The sequence below is a fragment of the Neoasaia chiangmaiensis genome (assembly GCF_002005465.1).
GTDB classification, from domain to species: domain Bacteria; phylum Pseudomonadota; class Alphaproteobacteria; order Acetobacterales; family Acetobacteraceae; genus Neoasaia; species Neoasaia chiangmaiensis.
On the sequence record NZ_CP014691.1, the window covers coordinates 1,291,151 to 1,313,572 of the forward strand.

At 64.0% G+C, this 22,422-nt stretch carries 16 protein-coding genes; 9 read left to right on the forward strand and 7 right to left on the reverse strand.

What is annotated here, in order from left to right:
- Positions 1–9 precede the first annotated feature (9 nt).
- On the reverse strand, positions 10–516 hold the full coding sequence (locus A0U93_RS06145) for a DUF1285 domain-containing protein (protein WP_306345244.1): 507 nt from the start codon (positions 514–516) through the stop codon (positions 10–12).
- Positions 517–699: 183 nt separating this feature from the next.
- Between A0U93_RS06145 and A0U93_RS06150 the strand changes: the two genes are divergently transcribed.
- The 5 genes from A0U93_RS06150 (at position 700) to A0U93_RS06170 (ending at position 8,123) form a co-directional block, all read left to right on the forward strand.
- Positions 700–1,707 carry an AAA family ATPase gene (locus tag A0U93_RS06150; RefSeq protein WP_077806563.1) on the forward strand — a complete coding sequence of 336 codons (1,008 nt, stop codon included), beginning with the start codon at positions 700–702 and terminating at the stop codon, positions 1,705–1,707.
- 5 nt (positions 1,708–1,712) lie between these two features.
- Positions 1,713–2,633 carry a DUF58 domain-containing protein gene (locus tag A0U93_RS06155; protein WP_245825126.1) on the forward strand — a complete coding sequence of 307 codons (921 nt, stop codon included), beginning with the start codon at positions 1,713–1,715 and terminating at the stop codon, positions 2,631–2,633.
- Positions 2,630–5,323: a DUF4159 domain-containing protein gene (locus A0U93_RS06160; protein WP_077806564.1), complete on the forward strand. Its 2,694-nt coding sequence runs from the start codon at positions 2,630–2,632 to the stop codon at positions 5,321–5,323. The genes A0U93_RS06155 and A0U93_RS06160 overlap by 4 nt, the downstream gene beginning before the upstream one ends.
- Complete coding sequence (locus A0U93_RS06165; protein ID WP_077806565.1) at positions 5,320–7,407, forward strand: hypothetical protein; 2,088 nt, start codon at positions 5,320–5,322, stop codon at positions 7,405–7,407. Before A0U93_RS06160 ends, A0U93_RS06165 begins: the two co-directional genes overlap by 4 nt.
- A 98-nt stretch (positions 7,408–7,505) precedes the next feature.
- On the forward strand, positions 7,506–8,123 hold the full coding sequence (locus tag A0U93_RS06170) for an ankyrin repeat domain-containing protein (protein ID WP_077806566.1): 618 nt from the start codon (positions 7,506–7,508) through the stop codon (positions 8,121–8,123).
- Positions 8,124–8,183: 60 nt separating this feature from the next.
- On the opposite strand, the gene A0U93_RS06175 is transcribed toward A0U93_RS06170, so the two are convergent.
- The 3 genes from A0U93_RS06175 to A0U93_RS06185 all read right to left on the reverse strand — a co-directional run bounded on the left by A0U93_RS06175 (position 8,184) and on the right by A0U93_RS06185 (position 10,518).
- Positions 8,184–9,257 (reverse strand): site-specific DNA-methyltransferase, encoded by a 1,074-nt coding sequence (locus tag A0U93_RS06175; RefSeq protein ID WP_077808374.1) that lies wholly within the window; start codon positions 9,255–9,257, stop codon positions 8,184–8,186.
- A gap of 8 nt (positions 9,258–9,265) precedes the next feature.
- Positions 9,266–9,904: a ribonuclease HII gene (locus tag A0U93_RS06180; protein ID WP_077808373.1), complete on the reverse strand. Its 639-nt coding sequence runs from the start codon at positions 9,902–9,904 to the stop codon at positions 9,266–9,268.
- Between the two features lie 323 nt (positions 9,905–10,227).
- A complete protein-coding gene (locus A0U93_RS06185; RefSeq protein WP_077808375.1) occupies positions 10,228–10,518 on the reverse strand; it encodes a CsbD family protein in 291 nt (96 codons plus the stop codon).
- A 293-nt stretch (positions 10,519–10,811) separates the two neighbouring features.
- Between A0U93_RS06185 and A0U93_RS06190 the strand changes: the two genes are divergently transcribed.
- The 4 genes from A0U93_RS06190 to A0U93_RS06205 are packed head-to-tail and all read left to right on the forward strand — an operon-like array spanning position 10,812 to position 20,242.
- Positions 10,812–12,194: an efflux RND transporter periplasmic adaptor subunit gene (locus A0U93_RS06190; RefSeq protein WP_077806567.1), complete on the forward strand. Its 1,383-nt coding sequence runs from the start codon at positions 10,812–10,814 to the stop codon at positions 12,192–12,194.
- 43 nt (positions 12,195–12,237) lie between these two features.
- Positions 12,238–15,417 (forward strand): efflux RND transporter permease subunit, encoded by a 3,180-nt coding sequence (locus A0U93_RS06195; protein ID WP_077806568.1) that lies wholly within the window; start codon positions 12,238–12,240, stop codon positions 15,415–15,417.
- On the forward strand, positions 15,414–18,704 hold the full coding sequence (locus A0U93_RS06200; RefSeq protein WP_077806569.1) for an efflux RND transporter permease subunit: 3,291 nt from the start codon (positions 15,414–15,416) through the stop codon (positions 18,702–18,704). Before A0U93_RS06195 ends, A0U93_RS06200 begins: the two co-directional genes overlap by 4 nt.
- Positions 18,701–20,242 carry an efflux transporter outer membrane subunit gene (locus A0U93_RS06205; RefSeq protein WP_077806570.1) on the forward strand — a complete coding sequence of 514 codons (1,542 nt, stop codon included), beginning with the start codon at positions 18,701–18,703 and terminating at the stop codon, positions 20,240–20,242. Before A0U93_RS06200 ends, A0U93_RS06205 begins: the two co-directional genes overlap by 4 nt.
- 46 nt (positions 20,243–20,288) lie before the next feature.
- Here A0U93_RS06205 and A0U93_RS06210 read toward each other — a convergent pair whose 3' ends face one another.
- The 3 genes from A0U93_RS06210 to A0U93_RS06220 form a co-directional block, all read right to left on the reverse strand.
- Positions 20,289–20,462, reverse strand: a complete 174-nt coding sequence (locus tag A0U93_RS06210) for a DUF1328 domain-containing protein (protein ID WP_077806571.1) — start codon at positions 20,460–20,462, stop codon at positions 20,289–20,291.
- A gap of 54 nt (positions 20,463–20,516) precedes the next feature.
- Entirely contained in the window at positions 20,517–20,732 is a 216-nt protein-coding gene (locus tag A0U93_RS06215) for a hypothetical protein (protein WP_077806572.1), read from the reverse strand.
- A gap of 90 nt (positions 20,733–20,822) precedes the next feature.
- Positions 20,823–22,136, reverse strand: a complete 1,314-nt coding sequence (locus tag A0U93_RS06220; protein WP_077806573.1) for an MFS transporter — start codon at positions 22,134–22,136, stop codon at positions 20,823–20,825.
- Positions 22,137–22,422: the final 286 nt, after the last annotated feature.

Genomic DNA, 22,422 nt, shown 5'->3' on the forward strand with positions numbered 1-22,422 from the left:
TTCCTGAACTTACGAAAGCCGCGCCAACGGGAAGAAACGGTCCTGACTCCAGACGCCGAGGCACGGACGGCCCTTGCAATGCCCCGGCACGGCCAGGGCGGCAAGTTCGTAATAGACGGGTCGCGTCAACCGCGCGAGAATCGGCCATCGCCCTTCCCCGTCACGAATGCGCAGATAAGGCACCGGCGCGCTGTCCTCGCAGGTCGGGCGATCCCAGTCCACCTCGATGGGATGGTCGGGGCCCGCACAAATCACCTCATCGACATTCGTACGGAAACACAAGGTCTGGCGACGCCCGCATGTGCCGCGGAAATCCAGCTCCACTGCGGTGAAAGGCGCGTCCTCGACCTCGATCGATCCGCACTCCGTCGGCGTCTCCAGCCAGAATACGCCGTCCGGGTCGCGCTGGAGCATGGACGAAAACAGGCAGATCATCGGTTTTCGCCGAACCGGTGAACCGTTGTACAGCCACGTGCCATCGCGCCGTATGAGAAACGGCAGAACGCGCTTACGCATTCGTCTTGACTGTGAATCCGTCCCGGATATCGGAGAAGGCGCCATGCATGGAGCGCAAGCTGGCGCTTTTCGATCGATATCGTCGTTCAATTTTGTCTCCACGACCGATGGAAAATTCCTCTTACCCCCAAGTTGGGTTCGCTTGCGACTTGATGAAACCCCTTAAGCTGTCAGATTGAGGATATGAGCCAGATCGACCCCTTCTCGCCCACCCCCGATGACGACGCCGCACAGGCGGATCGGCTGGCCGGGCAACTGCAACAGATTCACGATGCGATCGCCCGGATCGTCCTGGGACAGCCCCGGGTCATCGAGCAACTTCTCGTGACCGTGCTCTCCGGCGGGCATGCGCTCCTGGTCGGCGCGCCGGGCCTCGGCAAGACGCTGCTGGTCAACACGGCGGCGCGCGTGCTGGGGCTGGACGCCAAACGGGTACAGTTCACGCCAGACCTGATGCCCTCCGACATCACGGGCACGGAGATCCTCGATCAGGACGAATCGGGGCGCCGCGCCTTCCGCTTCGTGCCGGGACCGATCTTCAGCCAGATGCTGCTGGCCGATGAGATCAACCGCGCCAGCCCCCGCACGCAATCGGCGTTGTTGCAGGCCATGCAGGAATACCGGGTGACGCAAAGCGGCGTCGAATATCCTCTGCCGCGCCCCTTCCATGTGCTCGCGACGCAAAATCCCATCGAACAGGAAGGCACTTATCCGCTCCCCGAGGCCCAGCTCGATCGCTTCATGCTGCGCATCCTGCTCGACTTCCCCGAGCGCGACGCCGAACGCCAGATGCTGATCGACACCACTGGCGCACCTCAGGCCGAGGCCACGGCGCTCTTCACGTCACAGGCGCTGATCGAGGCGCAGGCGCTCGTGCGTCGTCTGCCCGTCGGTGAAAAGACGCTCGATGCGATCCTGACACTGGTACGCGGCCTGCGACCGGAGACGGCCGCCAACAAGGAGGTGCGCGACGCCCTCGCCTATGGACCTGGCCCCCGCGCGGCGCAGGCGCTGATGCTCGCCTGTCGCGCCCGCGCCCTGCTGGGCGGTCGGCTGGCCCCCAGCCCGGACGATGTCATCGCCCTGGCCGAGCCGGTACTGGCGCATCGCATGGCGCTGAACTTCAGCGCACGTGCAAGCGACGTCAGCCTCGATGGTTTGATCGGCAGCCTCGCCAGGACGATCGCCTGAGCGTGATGGGCCTCCTCGATCGTTTCCGGGCCGCGGCGGGAATGGGCGCCCGTCCGGACCACGGCGCACCCCTGCGCGCGGCAGAAGGTCTGCTGCCGCCGCTGGTGGTGGACGCCGAGCGCATCGCCCGGCAACTGATGATGGGTGTGCATGGCCAGCGGCGTGCGGGCTCGGGCGAGGATTTCTGGCAATACCGCCCCGCCGATCCGCACGAACCCGCATCGCGCATCGACTGGCGGCAATCCGCGCGCGGCGATGCGCTCTGGGTCCGCGAGCGCGAGGCCGAAGGCACGCAGCAGGTCATGTTCTGGTGCGACCCTTCGGCCTCGATGGACTGGCGCTCCACCTCCGATCATCCGACGAAACGCACACGTGCCCAACTCTGCACCCTGGCCCTGGCAGCGGCCGTTCTGCGTGGCGGCGAACGCGCCGGCCTGATGACCGGCCCCGAATCGGGCCGCCATTTCAGCGGCGCCTATTCCCTGCCCAGACTGGCGCAGGGACTTGAGCATGCCGCCACCGCCCCGACACTGCCGCAGGCCGATCTGCTGCGTGCGCATGGCCAGCTCGTCATCGTCAGCGATTGCCTCTGGCCGCTCGAAAGACTCGATGCAACGCTCCGCGCCCTGAGCGCCCGCCCGGCGCGCACCCAGCTTCTGTGCATTCTGGACCCAGCGGAACTCGATCTGCCCTATCGCGGCCGGGTGAACTTCGAAGGCATGGAACACGACGGGGACATGACGCTTTCCGCCGTGGAAGAGCTGGCCGAGCCCTATCATCGCGCCATGACGACCCATCTCGAAGCGCTGCGCACCCTTGCCGCTGCCCACCGCACGACTCTCACCATCCATCAGACCGATCAAAGTCCCATGCCGGCTCTCCTTGCACTTTATGCACGACTTTCCGGCGGGCGGCTGTCGGCATGATTTTCCTCACCCCGCTGGCCTTGATCGGCCTTCTGGCGTTGCCGCTGATCTGGTGGCTGATCAAGGCCACGCCGCCGCTGCCCCGCACGCAGGTGTTCCCGTCCCTGATGGTGCTGCGTCGTCTCCATCCACGACGGGAAGACACGGTTCGCGCGCCGCTCTGGCTGCTGATCCTGCGCGTGACCGCCGCCGCGCTGCTCATCGTCGGGCTTGCCCAGCCGGTGCATCGTCCGCAAGAGATCGCCGCCGCCGGTCATTCCGGCCGCCTGATCCTGATCCTGGACGATGGATGGAGCGCCGCGCCGCACTGGAGCGAACGCCTGCGCGCCGCACGCGCGCTGGGCGACCGCGCCCTGCAACAGGGGCGGGAGGTAGTGTTGCTGCGCGCCGCACGTGGCGATGACGGCGCGCTGCCCGAACCGCTCGTCACGCGGGATGCCGCGCGCTTCGACGACACGGTCCAGCGTCTGCGCCCCGCGCCCTGGCCGGTCGATCGCCACGCCCTCGTTGCGGCACTGGCACAATTCAAGGCGTCCGGCGACAGTGTCACGATCCTTGCGGACGGTGTCGCGACCTCGGATGATACGGCGCTGCGACAGGCGCTGGACGGCATCGGCCCCGTATCGGACATGCGCTGGCCGGCCTGCGATATCGCCACGCTGGGCGCGACGAGCGGGGACGATCTGCATGTTCGCGTGTCGGCGCTTCCCTGCGGCACACGCCATTTCCAGGTTCGCGCGCGCAATGCGGAAGGCGGCACGCTCGGCGTCTATCCACTCGATCTGCCGGGCGGCGCGGCACAGGCGGAAGCCACGCTTCCCCTGCCGCCCGCGCTGCGCAACCAGACGGCACGCCTCACCTTGTCCAACGACGAAAACGCCGGCAACGGCACCGTCGGTCCGGCAACCATCCGCCTGCTGGACGAAGGCGATCGCCGCAGACCCGTGGGGCTGCTGTCGATGCAGGGGGACGACACGCCGCTGGTCGGGGCCGGCTTCTACCTGAACCATGCCCTTGGCCCGCTGGCGGAACTGCATCAGGGCACCGCACAGCAGTTGCTGACAGGCGCGCTCTCCGTCCTGATCGCGCCCGATGGCACCCTCTCGCAGGACAATACCCGCAAACGCGTCGCCGACTGGGTGCGCAAGGGCGGCGAGTTGATCCGCTTCGCCGGTCCCGCCCTTGCGGCGGATTCCGATACGCCGAATGTTGCCGAACCACTGCTGCCTGTCGCGTTGATGAGCGGCGTTCGCCAGCTGGGCGGTCCGATGTCGTGGGGAACACCGCAGAAGCTGGCGGCCTTCCCCGACGATTCGCCCTTCGCGGGATTGAACGCGCCACCGGAGGTCACGATCTCCCGGCAGGTGCTGGCCAGACCCGCCGCCGATCTGAACGACCACGTCTGGGCACGCCTGACCGACGGCACGCCGCTCGTCACCGCGACATCTTACGGCCATGGCGAGATCGTTCTTTTCCATGTCACCGCCGGTGCCGACTGGTCCAGTCTGCCGCTCTCCGGCCTGTTCCCGGACATGCTTCAACGGTTGATACAGCGCTCGGCAGGCCTGCGTGGCGGCGCGCCCGTCGCGACCCTGGCACCCGCCGCAACGCTCGACGCGGACGGCCTTCTCGGCGCACCGCCATCCGGGGCACGGCCACTGGCCGCCGCCGATTTCAGCAAGACGGTTCCAAGTGCGGAACATCCACCCGGCCTTTATGGTCCACGCGCGCAGCGCCGCGCCCTGAACCTGGGCGACAACATGCCGAACCTGATGCCGGAGCCGCGCCTTGGCACGCCGATCCTGCCGGTCGGCGCGCAGGCGGACCAGCCGATCGGGCCGATCCTGCTGGCAATCGGGCTGGTCCTGCTGTTGCTGGACCTGCTGCTGAGCCTGCGGCGACGCGGCCTGCTGGGTCGGCTGGCGGTGCTGGCGGCGCTGCTGCCGCTGGCCGGGCACGCCGAGACGCAAACGCCCCCTGACGTGCCCCCGGCCGCCCTGCAAACGCGCCTGGCCTATGTCGTCACAGGACACGACGATGTCGACGAGGCATCACGCGAAGGTCTGGCCGGCCTGTCCACATACGCATCCGACCGCTCCTCCGCCCAGCTCGGGCCGCCGGATGCGATACATCCTGGCCAGGACGATCTGGCCTTCTATCCGCTGATCTACTGGCCGGTCACGCCGGATACGCAGGCGGATGCGAAGCGCACGGCAGCGCTCAACTCATTCATGGCGCATGGCGGCATCATCCTCATCGACACGCAGGGCGCCGGTTCCGATCTGGACCCGGACGGCGCACACGAGGCCACGGCGGCCCTCAAGCGCGCGACAGATGGCCTGGCCGTGCCGCCGCTCATGAAACTCGACGATCATCATGTGCTGGGCCACACCTTCTACCTCCTGCACGATTTCCCCGGCCGCGTCGCGGGGCAACCGGTCTGGGTCGCGCGTGGCGGCGATGAGAGCCTCGATGACGTCAGTCCGGTCATCATCGGCGCGGGAGACTGGGCGCATGCCTGGGCCGTGGGCGCCGACGGCAACCATCCCTATGCCGTCATTCCCGGCGGTGACGAGCAGCGCGTGCAGGCCTATCGTTTCGGTGTGAACATCGTCCTCTATGCCCTGACCGGCAACTACAAGGCGGATCAGATGAAGGTGCCCGCCCTTCTGGAACGGATGGGCCAATGAACGTCTGGCATAATGTTGCTTTCGCGCCGTCCCTTCCGGTCTGGGCATTGGCCGCGTTCGGCGTTCTGTCGCTCGGATTCTGTGCCTATGGCCTGATCCGGCGCGCGCCGGGCATGTTCTGGCGTTTCGCCGCCATGCTCGTCCTGCTGTTCTGGCTGAGCGGGCCAAGGCTTCTGCATCCCGTCTTCCGGCCCGTCCCGCAGGACGTGCTGATGGTGGTGGATCATTCCCCCTCGATGGCGCTGCGTAACCGTCAGAGCATCGTGGACGAGACCGCAACCGCGCTTCGGGCCGCCGCCGCGCACCTGCCGGGCATGACCCTGCACACCGTCATCGCGCATGGCGGCGTTGGCCATGGCACGCGTCTGTTCGACGCGCTCGATCAGGCCGATTTGCCCCAGGGACGTTTCAGCGGCGCGATCCTGCTGACCGACGGCATGGACCATGACGTGCCGCAACGCCTGCCGGATCGCTTCCACAGCCCGGACGGCACCGCCCTGCCGCTGCACGTCCTGCTGAGCGGGCGCGGCGAGGAAACGGATCGCCGGCTGCGTATTCTACAGGCTCCGCCCTTCGCGATCGTCGGGCAGAAAGCCACATTGCGCGTGCAGGTGGACGATCTCGGCACGGACGGCCAGCCCCATCAGGCCGTGCTGAGCATCCGCGAGGGGCAATCGCCGCAACACGACGTGCCGGTCACGACCGGACAGCCGCAGGATCTGACCGTCCACATCCGCCAGCCCGGCGAGATGCTGGTCGGGCTCTCCGTCTCCGCGCTGCCGGGCGAGGTATCGGACATCAACAACCGCGATGTCGTGCGCATCAACGGCGTGCGCGACCGTCTTAAGGTTCTGCTGGTTTCCGGCACGCCCAATCAGGGCGAACGCGTCTGGCGCAGTCTGCTGAAAGCGGATCCCTCGGTCGATCTGGTACATTTCACGATCCTGCGGCCACCGGACAAGGATGACGGCACACCGCTTTCCGACCTCGCGCTGATCCCCTTCCCGATCAAGGAGCTGTTCCAGGACAGGATCAGACAGTTCGACCTCATCATCCTGGACGGCTTCCACAACGCCGGCATCCTGCCGCAGGAATACCTCGCCAATATCGCCGATTACGTGCGCGGCGGCGGTGGATTGCTGCTGACAGCGGGGCCGGAATTCGTGGAGGACGGCACGCTTCAGGATACACCGCTCAACACCGTCATGCCGGCCCATGTGCCGGGCGATGGCGTGGTGGTACGCAAATTCCAGCCGCAACTCACGTCACTGGGGCGCCGACACCCTGTCACGGCCGGTCTTCCCGATGCACCGACCGGCCCCGACAACGGCTGGGGACCATGGTACCGCGCCTTGCGCCCCGACCGGCAGCAGGGCGAGACGCTGATGAACGGGCCGGATGCACAGCCGCTGCTGGTGCTCGACCGTGTCGATCGCGGTCGCGTCGCGCTGCTGCTGTCCGACCAGCTATGGCTATGGTCGCGCGGCGAAGGCGGCGGCGGTCCGCAGCCCGAGTTGTTGCGCCGCCTCTCGCATTGGCTGATGAAGGAACCGCAGCTTGAGGAAAACCAGCTTCAGGCCACGATTTCCGACAACCGCCTGCTGATTACCCGGCACACGGCGGCGTCCGTCGTGCCACCCCCCGCACGGATCACGGCACCGGACGGGCACGAGCAGAGCCTGCCGCTGGTCAGGGCGTCGGACGGCGTGTTCACGGCCACCCTGGACGCCAACGGCCCTTACGGCATCTGGACCGTACGCGAGGACGGCCTTACCGCCTTCGCCGCGCCCGCTGTGACCGACCCGATCGAGCGGCGCGATTTGCGCGCGACGGCAAGCCTGCTGGCACCGCTGGCCAAAGCCAGCGGCGGCGGCGTGCAATGGCTGCCGTCAGCCGCCTCTGCGCCCGCCCTGCATCAGGTCACGCCCGGCACGGCACTGACGGGCCGAGACTGGATCGGCTTTCCCCGCCGTGTCGCGCAGGCGAATGCCGAGGCCCGGCCTACCGACCTTTTGCCGGCCTGGGCGGCGATGGCGCTGGCGCTGCTGCTGCTTTTCGTCGGCTGGCGTCGCGAGGGCCGTTGACGACGCGTCTTTTTCCTTTCAAGGGAGAGGAGTCGCGTCTCGCGTCGTCTTCGGCTAAAATCACGTTCATGCGCGTTGCAACACAGCCCCGGGTTCTCATGACCGCTCGTCCGTTTGCATTTCTTCTTCTGACTGCCACTCTCGCGGCGACACCCATGGTGTTCGTGCCGTGGCATGCCGCCCATGCGCAATCGGCCGACGATCAGGAGGCGGAACAGGAAGCCGAAGAGGCCCAGAAGAAGGCCGAAGCGCGCCGCGCCGCCAAGGCCGCCGCACCGCCGACCGCCCTGCCCGGCGCCGAATCGCAGGAACAGGAAAACGGCCACGCCAACGCCGATCTGAACCCGACGGCGGCCCTGTTCGACGCCATCAATCGCGGCAGCCTCGGCGCGGCGAAGGAAGCGCTCAATCGTGGCGCGGACATGAGCGGCAAGAACGTTCTGGACCAGACGCCGCTGGACATGGCGATCGACCTCAACCGCAACGACATCACCTTCCTGCTGCTCTCCATGCGGACCTACAACCCGGATGGCCGTCTCGCGACGACGACGACCCATGGCGCGATCGAGACCGATGAAAACGGCAACGGTCATCTGACGATCAAGGGCAGCGGTCGCCAGAAAGGCGCCGTGGCCGTCGCGGCGGGACCGCGTTACGATACAAATGGCGGCACGCCGCAGCCGGATATCGGCTTCCTCGGTTTCGCCGGGCGGTAACACCGGCGCCAGCCGCTCGAATTTCCGTCTTTTTCTCCGACGCGAAAACCTGAGCGCGCGTCAACCTGCCGCGCGCAACGGGTCGGCTTCCGTCCGCAGGATGTCGATCGGCGTCAACACACCGTCGCGCTCGAAATGCCAGAACGTCCAACCGTTGCAGGACGGCGCATTCGTCAACTGCGCGCCCAGCTTATGGATCGAGCCGCGTTGCGCCCCTGAAACCAGTGTGCCATCGGGCGTCACGGTGGCCCGCAAGCGACGTTGACGATCGAACAGGGTCGTGCCCGCCGGCAGGGCACCCCGTTCCACGAAACTGCCGAACGGAACGCGCGGCGCTTCCCGTTTGGCGGGCGTTATGGCCAGTTGCTCGTCCGGCAGGCGCACTTCACGATCCACACGTTCCTGTGCCGCTGCGATGTAATCGGGATGGCGCTCGATGGCGACAAAGCGGCGCCCCAGCCGCTTGGCCATGGCCGGGGTCGTTCCGCTCCCACAGAACGGATCGAGCACGAGGTCCTCCGGCTGCGTGGAGGCCACCAGCACGCGATGCAGCAGGCTCTCCGGCTTCTGCGTCGGGTGCAGCTTCAGCCCGTGCGCGTTCTTCAGGCGCTCGTTCCCCGTGCAGAGCGGCAGATACCAGTCGGAGCGCATCTGCACGTCGTCGTTGAGGGCCTTCATCGCCTGATAATTGAAACGATACTTGCTCGCCGGTCCCCGCGCCGCCCAGATCAGCGTTTCATGCGCGTTGGTAAAGCGCCGCCCCCGGAAGTTCGGCATCGGATTGGCCTTGCGCCAGACGATGTCGTTGAGAATCCAGAACCCGAGATCCTGCATGATCGCGCCGAGACGAAAAACATTGTGGTAGGAGCCGATCACCCAGATCGTGCCATCCTTGTGCAGTAGACGCCGCGCTTCCGTCAGCCAGTCGCGCGTGAAGCGATCGTAGGTTTCGTAATCCGCGAACTTGTCCCAGGAGTCATCGACGCCATCGACAATGCTTTCATCCGGCCGACGCAACTCCCCTCGCAGTTGCAGATTATACGGCGGATCGGCGAAAATGCAGTCCACCTGCCCGCCGGGCAGCGCGCGCATGGTTTCCACGCATTCGCCACGCAGAATCTGGTCGAAAGGCATGTCGGACGTCACGAGCAGGCAGCCTCCGCGCAGCAGGACAGATAATGACGCACCGGCGCGAAGCCGCGGCGATGATGCGGCGTCACGCCGACATCACGCAGCCCCGCGAGATGCACAGCCGTGCCATATCCGGCGTTGCGTTCCCAGGCATAGGCATCGTGCCGTTGTGCCAGACGTCGCATGGCACGGTCGCGCACGACCTTCGCGACGATCGATGCCGCCGCGATGGAAAGGCTGAGCCTGTCTCCGCCGATGATCGTGACAGCATCGCATGGGAGTTCCGGCGCACGATGACCGTCGACAAGCGCCGTTTTCGGTCGCGTGGGCAACCGCGCCACGGCGCGGCGCATCGCCAGATGGCACGCCTGCCCGATGTTGATCCGCTCGATCTCCGCAACGGAAGCCGCCCCCAGGGCGACCTCCACGTCAGCGGAGTTCAGCAGCGCATCGCAGGCCAGTTCGCGCCGCCGTGCGGTCAGACGTTTGGAGTCGTCGATGAGCGCGGCCAGTTCGGGCGATGGAATCCTGCGGAATATGACCGCCGCCGCCACGACGGGACCAGCCAGCGGGCCGCGTCCGACCTCATCCATGCCGGCGACGGGAACATCGGGAGCTCCATGCGCGGTCTCGTAAGTAAAGTCCGGCATACCACTCCCACCGTCCGACATCACACGCGCCGCAGGGTCGACGCTGTTTCGATCTTCCGAATCGCTTTTGAATCAAAGCGATCGGGAAATCAAATGCCGATTCGCTCGCCGGTGAAAAAAGCCATGCGATGGCGATGACCGGGCGGCGCAACGCATGGCGAACGTCAGCCCGCGATGTCGTCCCCCATCGAACGAGACATCAAACGTCACAAATCTTCCGGGCGCTTTTTGAAGTCCCGCTCAGACTTGCGTTGCACAAAGACAAAAAAACCCGCGCTTTCGCGCGGGTCGCAAAACAGGAAATAACCGGGCGTCGGGGTCGGTTATTTCTTGCGGCGGCTGAAGAAAATCGCGCCAATGATGGTGCCGATGACCGTCGCGATACCCAGCGAGATCAGCGGGCGGTCCTGCACGAAAGCCGTCGCGACTTCCAGCTTGCTTTCCGCATCGTCATACAGATCCGCGAATTCCTGCTGCGCCATGCCGGAAAGCTGATCGACCTTCCCGCTGGCCTGCAGCCCCGCGTCCCCCGTCAGGCCGCCGGCGGCGTCCTTCACCTTGCCCTTGGCTTCGTCCAACAGACCTTCAGCTTTCTTGCCCGTGGTATCGCTCATCATGTTCTCCCTTTTTCAATGGCCCACACGTGGTAATCTGCGAGCCTACGAAACGCAAACGAAGGGCCGGCAAAACGGTTTCCATGCCGTTCCGTCTTCACATTCGCAACAAACCGTCAGTCCTTTGCCATCTGTAACCACGCGTATGAATTCGTTGCGATATCTGAATTAGATTTTAGCTGACGCCATGTGCAGCACCGCCCAGATGTTTTATGAACAAGTCGCAAGGCGCGGCTCATGGCATAGCATCGCGCCAAGTTTCATGGCCCGCGTTGGATGGAAGACTGAACGACATGGATGAGCAGACGGCCCGCCCGCGCGACCGGCAGATCTCGGCCGACGGCGCAGACCGCTCGTCGAATACGACAAGCACGACCCGTCGCTCGCCCCGGCGGCGCCGGATCCTGATCCTGATTGGCATCGTCCTGATCGCCCTTATCCTCTTCGCGCTGCTGCGTCCGCATGCCAGGAACGGAAATGGCACTCACGGCGGCCGCCACGCGGCGAACGCTGCCAATGCGCCGGAACCGGTCGGCGTCGCGACCGTCAACACCGGCGACATGCCTGTTGAACTCACGTTGCTCGGCACGGTGGTGCCGATCACCAACGTTACCGTGCAGGCGCGTGTCAGCGGCCATCTCATGAAGGTCGAATTCACGGAAGGCCAGCACGTCAAGCAAGGCGACGAACTGGAACTGATCGATCCCCGCCCCTACCAGGCGGTCGTCGATCAGTGGGTCGGCACGCTGGCCGCCGATCAGGCGAATCTCGAAAAGGCGCGCATCGACAACCGGCGCTACCAGACGCTGCTCAAGCAGAACTCGACGGCGGCCATGACAGCCGTCGACCAGGCCTATACGGTCAAGCAGCTCGAAGGCACGGTCAAATACGATCAGGGCCAGCTCGATGCCGCCCGGCTCAACCTCTATTATTGCCATGTGCTGGCACCGGTCGGCGGCCGCGTGGGTATCCGTGGGGTCGACATGGGCAACTACGTCACCACCGGATCGACCGATCTGGCGGTCCTGACCCAGATGCAGCCGATTTCGGTGATCTTCACCCTGCCGCAGGACCAGCTGGCCCGCGTGGTCGACAGGTTGCGCGCCGTGCACGAACTGCCCGTCGCCGCATGGAACAGCGCCAACGAGAACAAGATCGCGGAAGGATCGGTGCGTGCGCTGGACAGCCAGATCGATACCTCGACCGGCACGGTTCGCCTGCGTGGTATCTTTGCCAATGAAGACGAGCACCTGTTCCCGAACGAGTTCGTCAATGCCCATCTGCTGGTCGATACTCTCCACAACGTCATGCTCCTGCCCAGCAACGCCCTGCAAACGGGTCCGGACGGGCAGTTCGTCTATGTCGTGCAACCCGACAGCACGGTCGCGGTCCGCAATGTGAAGGTCGGCATCGCCAGCAACGACACGACGGTCATCAATTCCGGCGTGCAGGTCGGCGACCGCGTGGTGACGGACGGCACCAATCATCTGCGTCCGGGCAGCAAGGTCTCGATCCCGCAGGAGAACACCGGCAACACGACCGCAGGATCCGGACAGACCGCGCCGCACAAGCGCGGCGCGCATCGCAACACCAACGGCCAGCAGAGCGAAGGCAATCCGCAGAACGCGCCGAGCGACACCGCGCCCCCGCCCAACGGCAACACGTCGGGCCAGTGATGCTCCTCCACCCAGCCGTTTGCCGCATCGTCCGGAGCCAGCCATGAATCCGTCGCGCATCTTCATCGAGCGCCCGGTCGCCACCAGCCTGCTGATGGTGGCGATCCTCCTGGCGGGCCTGCTGGGTTATCACTTCCTGCCGATCTCGGCCCTGCCGCAGGTGGAATATCCGACGATCACCGTCTCCACCTTCTATCCCGGCGCGGGGCCGGACGTGATGGCGACCTCCGTCACCGCGCCGCTGGAAACGCAGCTGGGGCAGATGGCGGGTCTGGACCAGATGACCTCGCAGTCCTCCGGCGGCGCCTCGGTCATCACGTTGCGCTTCGGCCTCGACATGTCGATGGACATTGCCGAGCAGGAAGTGCAGGCGGCGATCAACGAGTCCAACTCCCTGCTGCCGACCGACCTGCCGGCGCCGCCGATCTACGCCAAGGTCAACCCGGCGGACACGCCCGTGCTCACGCTCGGCATCACGTCACGCACCATGGCGCTGACGGACGTGGAAGACTACGTCAATACCCGCCTGCAACAGAAGCTCAGCCAGATTTCCGGCGTCGGCCTCGTGACGCTCTCGGGCGGCAACCGCAAGGCGATCCGCGTGCGGATCAACATCCCGAAACTGACATCCTACGGCATCGCCATCGACACAGTGCGCACCATCATCGGCACGGTGAACATCAACTCCCCGACCGGGACGTTCGACGGTCCCCACCGTTCGACGACGCTGCGCATCGACGGCCAGATCACCTCCACCGATCAGCTGATGAACCAGGTGATCGCCTATCAGAACAACGGCCCGATCCGCCTGCGCGATGTCGGCGAGGTCGTGCAGGGCCCGGAAGATACGCATCTTGCCGCGTGGTCGAACGACAAGCCCGCGCTCATCCTCAACGTGCAGCGCCAGCCCGGCGCCAACGTGATCTCCGTGGTGGACAGCGTGCTCTCCGCCTTGCCGCAGCTACGGCAGACTCTTCCGCCGGGCATCGAGATCACGCCGCTGACCGATCGCACGACCACGATCCGCGCATCCGTCGCCGACGTGGAATTCGAGCTTGCCATGGCGATGGTGCTCGTCGTGCTGGTGATCTTCGTCTTCCTGCGCAACATCCCGGCGACGATCATTCCCAGCCTCAGCGTGCCGCTGTCGCTGATCGGCACGCTGGCCATCATGTACCTGCTCGGCTTCTCGCTCGACAATCTCTCGCTGATGTCGCTCACCATCGCGACCGGCTTCGTGGTGGACGATGCGATCGTCGTGATCGAGAACATCGCCCGCTACGTGGAAATGGGAGAGGACCGCTATACCGCGGCGCTGAAAGGCTCGCAGGAGATCGGCTTCACCATCATCTCGCTGACGGTATCGCTGATCGCCGTGCTGATCCCCTTGCTCTTCATGAGTGACGTGGTCGGGCGCCTGTTCCACGAATTCGCCATGACGCTGGCCATCACCATCGTGCTGTCGGCCGTCATCTCGATCACACTGGTGCCGATGATGTGCGCCCGCCTGCTGGCCGAGCGTCCGCACGACGAGGAGCACGGCACGCGTTTCCAGCGCTGGTCCGCCGCGATGGAACGCCGGATCGATGCCGTCATCGCGGCCTACGGGCGTGGGCTGGACATCGTGCTGCGCCATCAGACCACCACACTGCTCGTCGCCATCGGCACGCTGGTCCTGACCTTCCTGCTGGCCGTGGTCATCCCGAAAGGTTTCTTCCCGACGCAGGACACCGGCACGATCCAGGGCATCACGGAAATGGCGCAGGCCGTGTCGTTCGAGGGGATGAAGCAGCATCAGCAAGCCGTCGCCACAGCACTCCTGCGCGACCCGGACGTGGCCAGCCTGTCGTCCTTCATCGGCGTGGACGGACAGAACATGACGCTCAACCAGGGGCGTCTCCTGATCAATCTCAAGCCGCTGGAAAAACGCTCCGCCAGCCTGCCGGAAATCCTGGCCCGGCTGAGCGATGAAGGGAACAAGGTCTCCGGCGCGAAACTCTATCTCCAGCCCATCCAGGATCTCTCGCTCGATTCCACGGTTTCCGCCACGCAATACCAGTTCATGCTGGAAAACCCGGATTACGACGCCTTCAAGACCTGGATTCCGAAGTTCATCGCCGCCCTGCAACAGGAGCCGTCGCTGGCCGATGTCACCTCCGACCTGCAGGCGGAAGGACTGGTCGCGCATGTCACGCTCGATCGCGCCAACGGCGCACGCTATTCCATCACGCCCCAGACGATCGACAATCTGCTCTATGACAGCTTCGGCCAGCGCCAGATCTCGACGATCTATACCCAGGCCAGCCAGTACCGCGTGATCCTCGAAGCCGATCCGCGCTTCCAGCACAACATCGGCAGCCTGAACCAGCTTTACCTCCCCGGCATTTCGAGTAGCATGGGCGGTAGCACCTCCGGCCCCACGCGCAGCCCGACTTCCGGCCTCGTGCCACTCAACCAGGTCACGACGCTGACGCGCGGCACCGCGCCGCTGCTGATCACGCATTTCGGCCAGTTCCCCGCCACGACGATCTCCTTCAACGTCACCAACGGCTATTCGCTCGGCACGGCGACCAACGCCATCGAGCGCGTGGAAAAGCAGATCGGCCTGCCGGCGGCGTTCCAGACGGCGTTCGAAGGCACGGCGGCAGCTTTCCGCGGATCGCTGAGCAACGAACTCTATCTCGTCATCGCCGCGCTGGTCGCCGTCTATATCGTGCTGGGAATCCTCTACGAGAGCTTCATCCACCCGATCACCATCCTCTCGACCCTGCCCTCCGCCGCCATCGGCGCGTTGCTGGCGCTGTGGCTGTTCGGCATGGACCTGGACGTGATGGGCATCATCGGCATCGTGCTGCTGATCGGCATCGTGAAGAAAAACGCCATCATGATGATCGACTTCGCGCTGGAAGCCGAACGGCTGGAGGGCCAGGCGCCGCTGGCCGCCATCCGTCAGGCCGCGCTGTTGCGCTTCCGCCCGATCCTGATGACGACGCTCGCGGCTTTCTTCGGCGCGTTGCCGCTCATGCTGGGTCACGGCGTCGGTTCCGAACTGCGCCGGCCGCTCGGCGTGTCGATCGTCGGCGGTCTGCTGCTTTCGCAACTGCTCACCCTGTTCACCACACCCGTCATTTACCTGCTGATGGATGACATCGCGAGCCGCACGCGTCGTGCGCTCGGCATGCGTCCGGCAGCGGCACGCCTTGCGGATCAGGCGGGCGAGTGAATCTCAGCCGCCCCTTCATCCTGCGACCGGTCGCGACCACACTCCTGACCGTCGCGCTGCTGCTCGGCGGCATCCTCGGTTATATCGGGCTGCCGGTCGCCGACCTGCCGGACGTGGACATGCCGGTCATCATGGTGCAGGCGCAGCAATCCGGCGGCTCACCGACGGAAATCGCCAGTACCGTGGCCGAACCGCTGGAGCGCCATCTCGGCGCCATTGCAGGCCTGACGGAAATGACCTCGCAGTCGATGGTCAACCAGGTGCGCATCACATTGCAGTTCGATCTCTCACGCGACGTCAACGGTGCCGCGCGCGATGTCGAGGCGGCTCTTCAAGGCGCGCGCGCGGACCTGCCCTCAAGCCTGCGCACCAATCCGACTTACCAGAAAGCCAATCCCAACGGCGCGCCGATCATGGTGCTGGCCCTGACATCCAAGACCCGGACACCGGCGGCGATGTACGATTTCGCCACCAACGTGCTGCAACAGCAGATGAGCCAGATTCAGGGCGTCGGCGGCATGGAGGTCGGCGGCGGCGCACTGCCTGCGGTGCGCGTGGAGATCAATCCGCTCACGCTCTACAAATACGGAATCAGCTTCGAGGACGTGCGCGCGGCGCTCACCTCCGCCAACGCACACACGCCGAAGGGCTTCATCGAGACCAATGGCCAGCGTTTCATGCTGGACACCAACGATCAGGCCACCAGCGCACAGGCCTATCGCGACCTGATCATCGCCTATCGCAACAGCCGCCCCGTGCGGCTCGCCGACGTGGCTTTCGTGCAGGACAGCGTGGAGAACCTGCGGACGGCCGGCTATTTCAATGGGCAGCGCGCGGTCGTGGCGATGGTCTTCGCGCAGGCCGGGGCCAACGTCGTCAGGACGATCGACCAGATCAAGGCCCGTTTCAGCCTTATTCGGACGGCCCTGCCGCCCGATATCGACCTGCATATCGCCGTCGACCGGTCACAGACGATCCGCGCTGCGCTGAGCGACACCAAACTGACGCTCGTCATCTCCGTCGTGCTGGTCGTGCTGGTCGTGCTCGTCTTTCTGCGCTCCCTGCCGGCCATCATGGTGCCGGCCATCGTCGTACCCACCTCCATCATCGCGACTTTCGGCGCGATGCGGCTGCTGGGCTATCAGCTCGACAACATGTCGCTGATCGCGCTGACCATATCGACCGGCTTCGTGGTGGACGACGCCATCGTCGTGCTGGAAAACGTCACGCGCTATCTGGAGGAAGGCGAACCGCCACTCCGGGCCGCCCTGCACGGCGCGGGCGAGGTGGCTTTCACCGTCATTTCCATCACCGTCTCGCTCATCGCCGTGTTCGTGCCGATTCTGCTGCTGGGCGGCATCGCGGGGCGGCTGTTCCACGAATTCGCCGTCACGATCTCGTTGACCCTTGCGATTTCGATGCTGCTCTCGCTGTCTCTCACGCCAATGATGTGCGCCATCCTGTTGCGGCCGCTCGCACCGGAGGAACGCGATCGCGGCATCGGCGCGCGAATCGAGCACGCCATCGATCACGTCACGAAGGCCTATACGACGTCGCTCGACTGGTCGCTTCGGCATCAGGGGCTGATGGTCCTGTCGCTGCCCGCGACACTCGTGCTGGCCGGCGCCCTTTTCATGAAGATGCCAAAAGGGTTTTTCCCGACCGAGGATACCGGCCTGATGATGGGCCATCTCGTTGGCGACGATTCCAGTTCTTTCGGCCAGATGTCGCAACGTACCGCCGATGCGGCGAAGACCATCGCGGCGGATCGCGATGTCGCCAATGTGGTGGGCTTTGTCGGGGGCCGTCAGGCCAATCAGGCCAATCTCTTTTCATCCCTCAAGGACAAGTCGGGCCGCCATGACGAGGTATCGCAGACCATCCTGCGCATCTCCCGGCATTTCGCCCATCAGGTCGGCGCAAAACTCTATCTGATGGAGCCCGGCGCGGTGCGGGCCGGCGCGCGAGGCGGCAACGCGTCCTATCAATACACGCTACAGGGACCGGACGCGGAAGAACTCTATCAGTGGACGCCGAAGGTCGTCAGCGCCTTCCAGAAATTGCCGGAACTGATGGATGTCTCGTCGGATGTGGAGGAAGGCGGATCGGCGCTGGATGTCAGGCTGATGCGCAACAACGAGTCCCGCGTGCAGATCACGCCGCAGCTCGTCTCCAATATCCTTTACGACGCGTATGGCCAGCGCGCGGCCTCCATCATCTACAAGCCGCTGAACCAGTATCGCGTCATCATGGAAGCCGCGCCCCGTTTCTGGGCGGACCCTGAGACGTTGCAGCAGGTCTGGGTCAGCACATCCGGTGGGACGGCGAGCGGCGCTGCCGCCTCCAACAACATCCGCGTCGTCAACGAGACCAGCACGGGTTCGGCGGCCACGACCGCCTCCACCTCCTCGCAGTCCTATCAGAACCAGATGGCAAACAGCCTGGCCGGTGGCGCCAACGCCTCCAGCGGGTCCGCCGTAACGACCAGCGCCGAGACGATGGTGCCGCTGTCCTTCGTCTCACGCATCACGCCCGGCACGACATCCCTGAGCGTCAACCATCAGGGACAATCCGTGGCGAGCACGATTTCATTCAACCTTCGTCCGGGCATGTCGTTAGGCCCGGCCATCAGCTCGATCAACGCAGCGCTGGTGAAGATGCACCTCCCCGCCGACATCCAGGGCGGTTTCGCCGGCAATGCCGCCCTTTTCCAGAAATCGGTGCAGGATGAGCCGCTGCTTATCCTCGCGGCGCTGGCCGCGGTCTACATCGTTCTCGGCGTCCTGTATGAAAGCCTGATCCACCCGCTGACAATTCTCTCCACCCTGCCCTCCGCGGGCGTCGGTGCGATCCTCGCCCTGCAAATCTGCGGCGAGGAGTTCTCACTGATCGCCATGATCGGCGTCATTCTGCTGATCGGCATCGTGAAGAAGAACGCCATCATGCTGATCGACTTCGCCATTCAGGAACAACGCGCCGGCAAGTCCGCGTTCGACGCCATACGCGAAGCGAGCCGCCTGCGCTTCCGCCCCATCATCATGACGTCGCTGGCGGCGGCTCTCGGGGCGGTGCCGCTTATCATCGGCAGTGGCTACGGCAACGAACTGCGGCGCCCCCTCGGCATCGCGATCCTGGGTGGCCTGTTGGTCAGCCAGGCGCTTACCCTTTATACGACGCCAGCCGTCTTCCTTCTGCTCGAACGCATGGGCGCCGCGATCCGCCGCGGTCTGCACGCCCTGGCCCACCCTTTCCGACGCTCACCACATCAGGATGTCACTTCAGGATGACCGCATCTTTCGCCTCCCGCCCGACGAAACGCGCCATGCTGTTGGGAGCCATCTGCACACCATTCCTGAGCGGATGCTTCATGGTGGGTCCGAACTACCATCGCCCCCATGCCGTGATCTCGGCGCATTTCAAGGAAGCGCCCCAGCCCCCGCCAGGCTGGACAACCGCCCAGCCCGCGATGGCCGAAGCCAACAAGGGAAAATGGTGGGAAATCTATAACGACCCGACCCTGAACCAGCTTGAGGATCAGGTCGCGCTCAACAACCAGAACCTGAAAGGTTACGAAGCACAGTTCCGTCGTGCCGAGGCGTTGATCGACTCGATTCGCGCGCAGCTTTTCCCGACGCTCAGTGGTTCGTTCAGCTTCCAGCGTATTGCGCGTGGTGGCGATTCGACGAGTGCTTCCAGCGGCACTCTTGTCCGCTACAGCAGCCAGGTCACCGAGAACACGTGGAATACAGGACCGACGGCGAACTGGGATCTCGATCTTTGGGGAAAAATCCGGCGGCAGATTCAGGAGCAGGTGACGGCCACCCAGGCAACGGCAGCCGAAGTCGCGAACATGCGGCTGTCTTATCAGGCGCAACTGGCGAACGATTACTTCGAGCTCCGCTATCAGGACAGCTTGCGCAAACTCTATGCGCGCAACGTCATCTACTATCGCCATGCCTATGATATCGTGGAGAACCAGCTCAAGGCCGGGGTTGCCGATCCGGCAACAGCGCTGCAGCAGCGGTATGTTCTGGAATCGGCGGAAGCATCGGAGACGAATGCCGGCGTGCTGCGCGCGCAATATGAGCACGCCATTGCCGTCTTGATCGGTCGCGCACCGGCCGACCTCTCCATCCCGGAAGGCGATCTGACAGACCGGTTACCACCGGTGCCCGTCACCGTCCCGTCCACCCTTCTGCAACGTCGCCCGGATATCGCGCAGGCGGAGCGGGAAATGGAGGAATACAATGCGGAGATCGGCTACGAGATCGCCGCATTCTATCCGGACGTCTCCGTCAGCGCGCAATACGGCTATAGCGGCAATCCGCTCCAGACACTGATTCAGGCCGCCACACGCTATTGGTCCCTTGGCGCATCATCGACCGAGACGCTTTTCTCCGGCGGGTCGCGCACGGCGGCGGTCCGTGAGGCGCGCGCGGATTACGACAATTCCGTCGCCAACTATCGCCAGACGGTACTGACCGCACTTCAGGGCGTGGAGGATAATTTCTCCAACCTGCGTATCCTGCGCCAGCAATACGGCCAGCAGCTTGCGGCGGTAACGACGTCACAGGAAGCCGTACGCGTTGCAATGAATGAATATCTCGCGGGCACGCAGGTCTATACCACCGTCATCAATGCCGAGCAGAGCGCCCTGCAATACGAGCAGACGGCGTTACAGATCCGCGAGCAGCTGGCGCTCTCGCACGTCGACCTGATCGAGAACCTGGGCGGGGGCTGGGATGTCAGCCAGCTTCCCAGCAAAGCCTCCTTGCAGACGAACAATCCGTTCCTTCCAGAATTCCTGCAGAAAACGAAGGAATAAAAAAAAGGGCTCCGAAAGGAGCCCTTTTTTGATGCGGCAAGCCCGATCAGGTTATGGACTTGCCGACGAATACGGCAATCACCAGGAACAGCACGAAAAGTGCGATGGCAATGAAGAACAGGATCTTCGCGATGCCGGCCGATGCAGCCGAAATGCCGGTAAAGCCGAACAAACCCGCAATCAGCGAAATGATGAGAAAGAAGATAGCCAGTTTCAACATGGGATCAGTCCTGGTGTTATGGTGACTGCGTAACGTTCTGAGAACTGCCCGGGTTCATCGGGCACGTCCACGCCCGATGAATATCCCTCCGATGAACGCAGCGACAACCGCCGCAACGGGGCGATCGGCCGTCAGGTCCCGTATCGTTTCCGTCACTTCATGCAGCAGGCGACAAAGGCGCGCATTGGCGTCGTTCAAGGGATTCCAATGGGCATCATCCTGCAAGGGCGTGACCCCCTGCTCCAGTTCCGATCTCAAATCCCCGGTCATTGCGCCAGCCTTCCAACATCTCGTTTAATAAAAAAAGGCTGCCCGGTAAGGCAGCCTTTCCGTCGTTTCATAGCCTGTATGCCAGACGACTTAATGACCGACAGCCGTCACGGTTTCACCGCGTGCGACAGCCTCTTTCGTATAACGCCGTGCTTCCGGCGAGATCGTAATGACCATCGTCATCGCGCCAGCCGACAGATAGATGACCGCAAACGTCCAGATCACACCTTCGAGACCGAAACCGAACACGCTCTCGCAAAGGCCGACAACGGCCGGGCCGACCCACGTGCTGGCGCCCGCGCCCAGCCCCAGGATCGACAGCGCCGCTGCCTTTTCCTTCGGACAGACCTGCGGCATGAGACCCGATAGCGGCACGAAAGCGGCTACCGTTGCCCCATAGAATGCGCCAACCAGCGCAGCCATCAGGAAGTTGCCTGGATACCAGGTCGGCACGTAGTAGAACAGCGGAATGGAGATGAAACCGCCGACGCAACCGAATACTGCCACCACGAAACGGTGACCCAGCGTATCGGCGATCATACCCGACGCCAGATTGAACAGGATGTTGCTGAGGAACACGATCGACAGCAGGTTCAGCCATTGCCCCTGCGTGAAATGCAGATGGTCGACGAAAAACGCTGGCATGATGGCCAGGAACGCGTATTCCGACGACGTATCGATCGTGCGCACGATACCGGCCACGACAGTCTTCGGCTCGCGCCACATGATGCTGATGGACCCGAAGAAAATGTCCTTCGTGTTCACGTGTTCCGGCAACAGACGCTTGGAACCTGTAGGCTCATGCGTGAACAACAGCGCGACGAGACCGCCGATGATGACCAGTCCCAGCGAGCACCAGAACGTCGCCAGTTCGCCGATTTCCGGAATGGCGTAGCGCGCGAACTGTGAGCCAAGCGTCGGCAGACCGGCTGAGAACGAGAACCAGAACCAGCCCGCTGCCGAGCCAAGCATGCTGGCCGGCGTGGCCGCGGCAATCCAGACGAGGAAGCCATAAGCAAACAGCGGGTAAGCGAAACCGCGCAGCGTATAGAAGGTCAGGGAGAGAGTGTAGTTATTGGGTCCCAGGCCAAGTCCGAGGAAACCGACTTCCAGTATCGCCCAGAGCACCAGACCGATCCACATGACCTTCTTGGGTCCGTAGAGATCCGAAAGTGGGCCGGCAAACCACGCGGAAATCATCACCGTGATGCCATAGGTGGTGAACAACAGGTTCACATCGCCTTGCGTGTGGCCATGGTGAAGCATGAAGGTATCGAGATACCCCGCTTCCACACCGTCACCGACCATGAACAAAAGCAATCCGACGAAGCCGAACAGCAATGGGCGGGGAATACCTAGAATATCAGCGATACCTCGTCGCTGAGGGGTCGTTGCCTCGGACAAAGAAGCTCTCCTTGGAAAAGCACGTGTCACGAGCGCCGTCCGACCTCATTGCCGAACCTTGCATGGGATCACGTGATGGCAAGGCCCTACGAGAGTGCTCGGGCCTGTCGATAAGCGCATCGGAACCGCGAAAAACGATTCGACCAACGAGTTGCTTGAAAGCAACCAAACCCGTCAAAAACGACAGAGTTCGTTTCGCGCTCGAGAAATCTTCCCGATCACAAAAGCAGGATCAGGAAAGGAATGTGGACCTTCTATCATCATGGTGACAAAAAAGAAACACAAA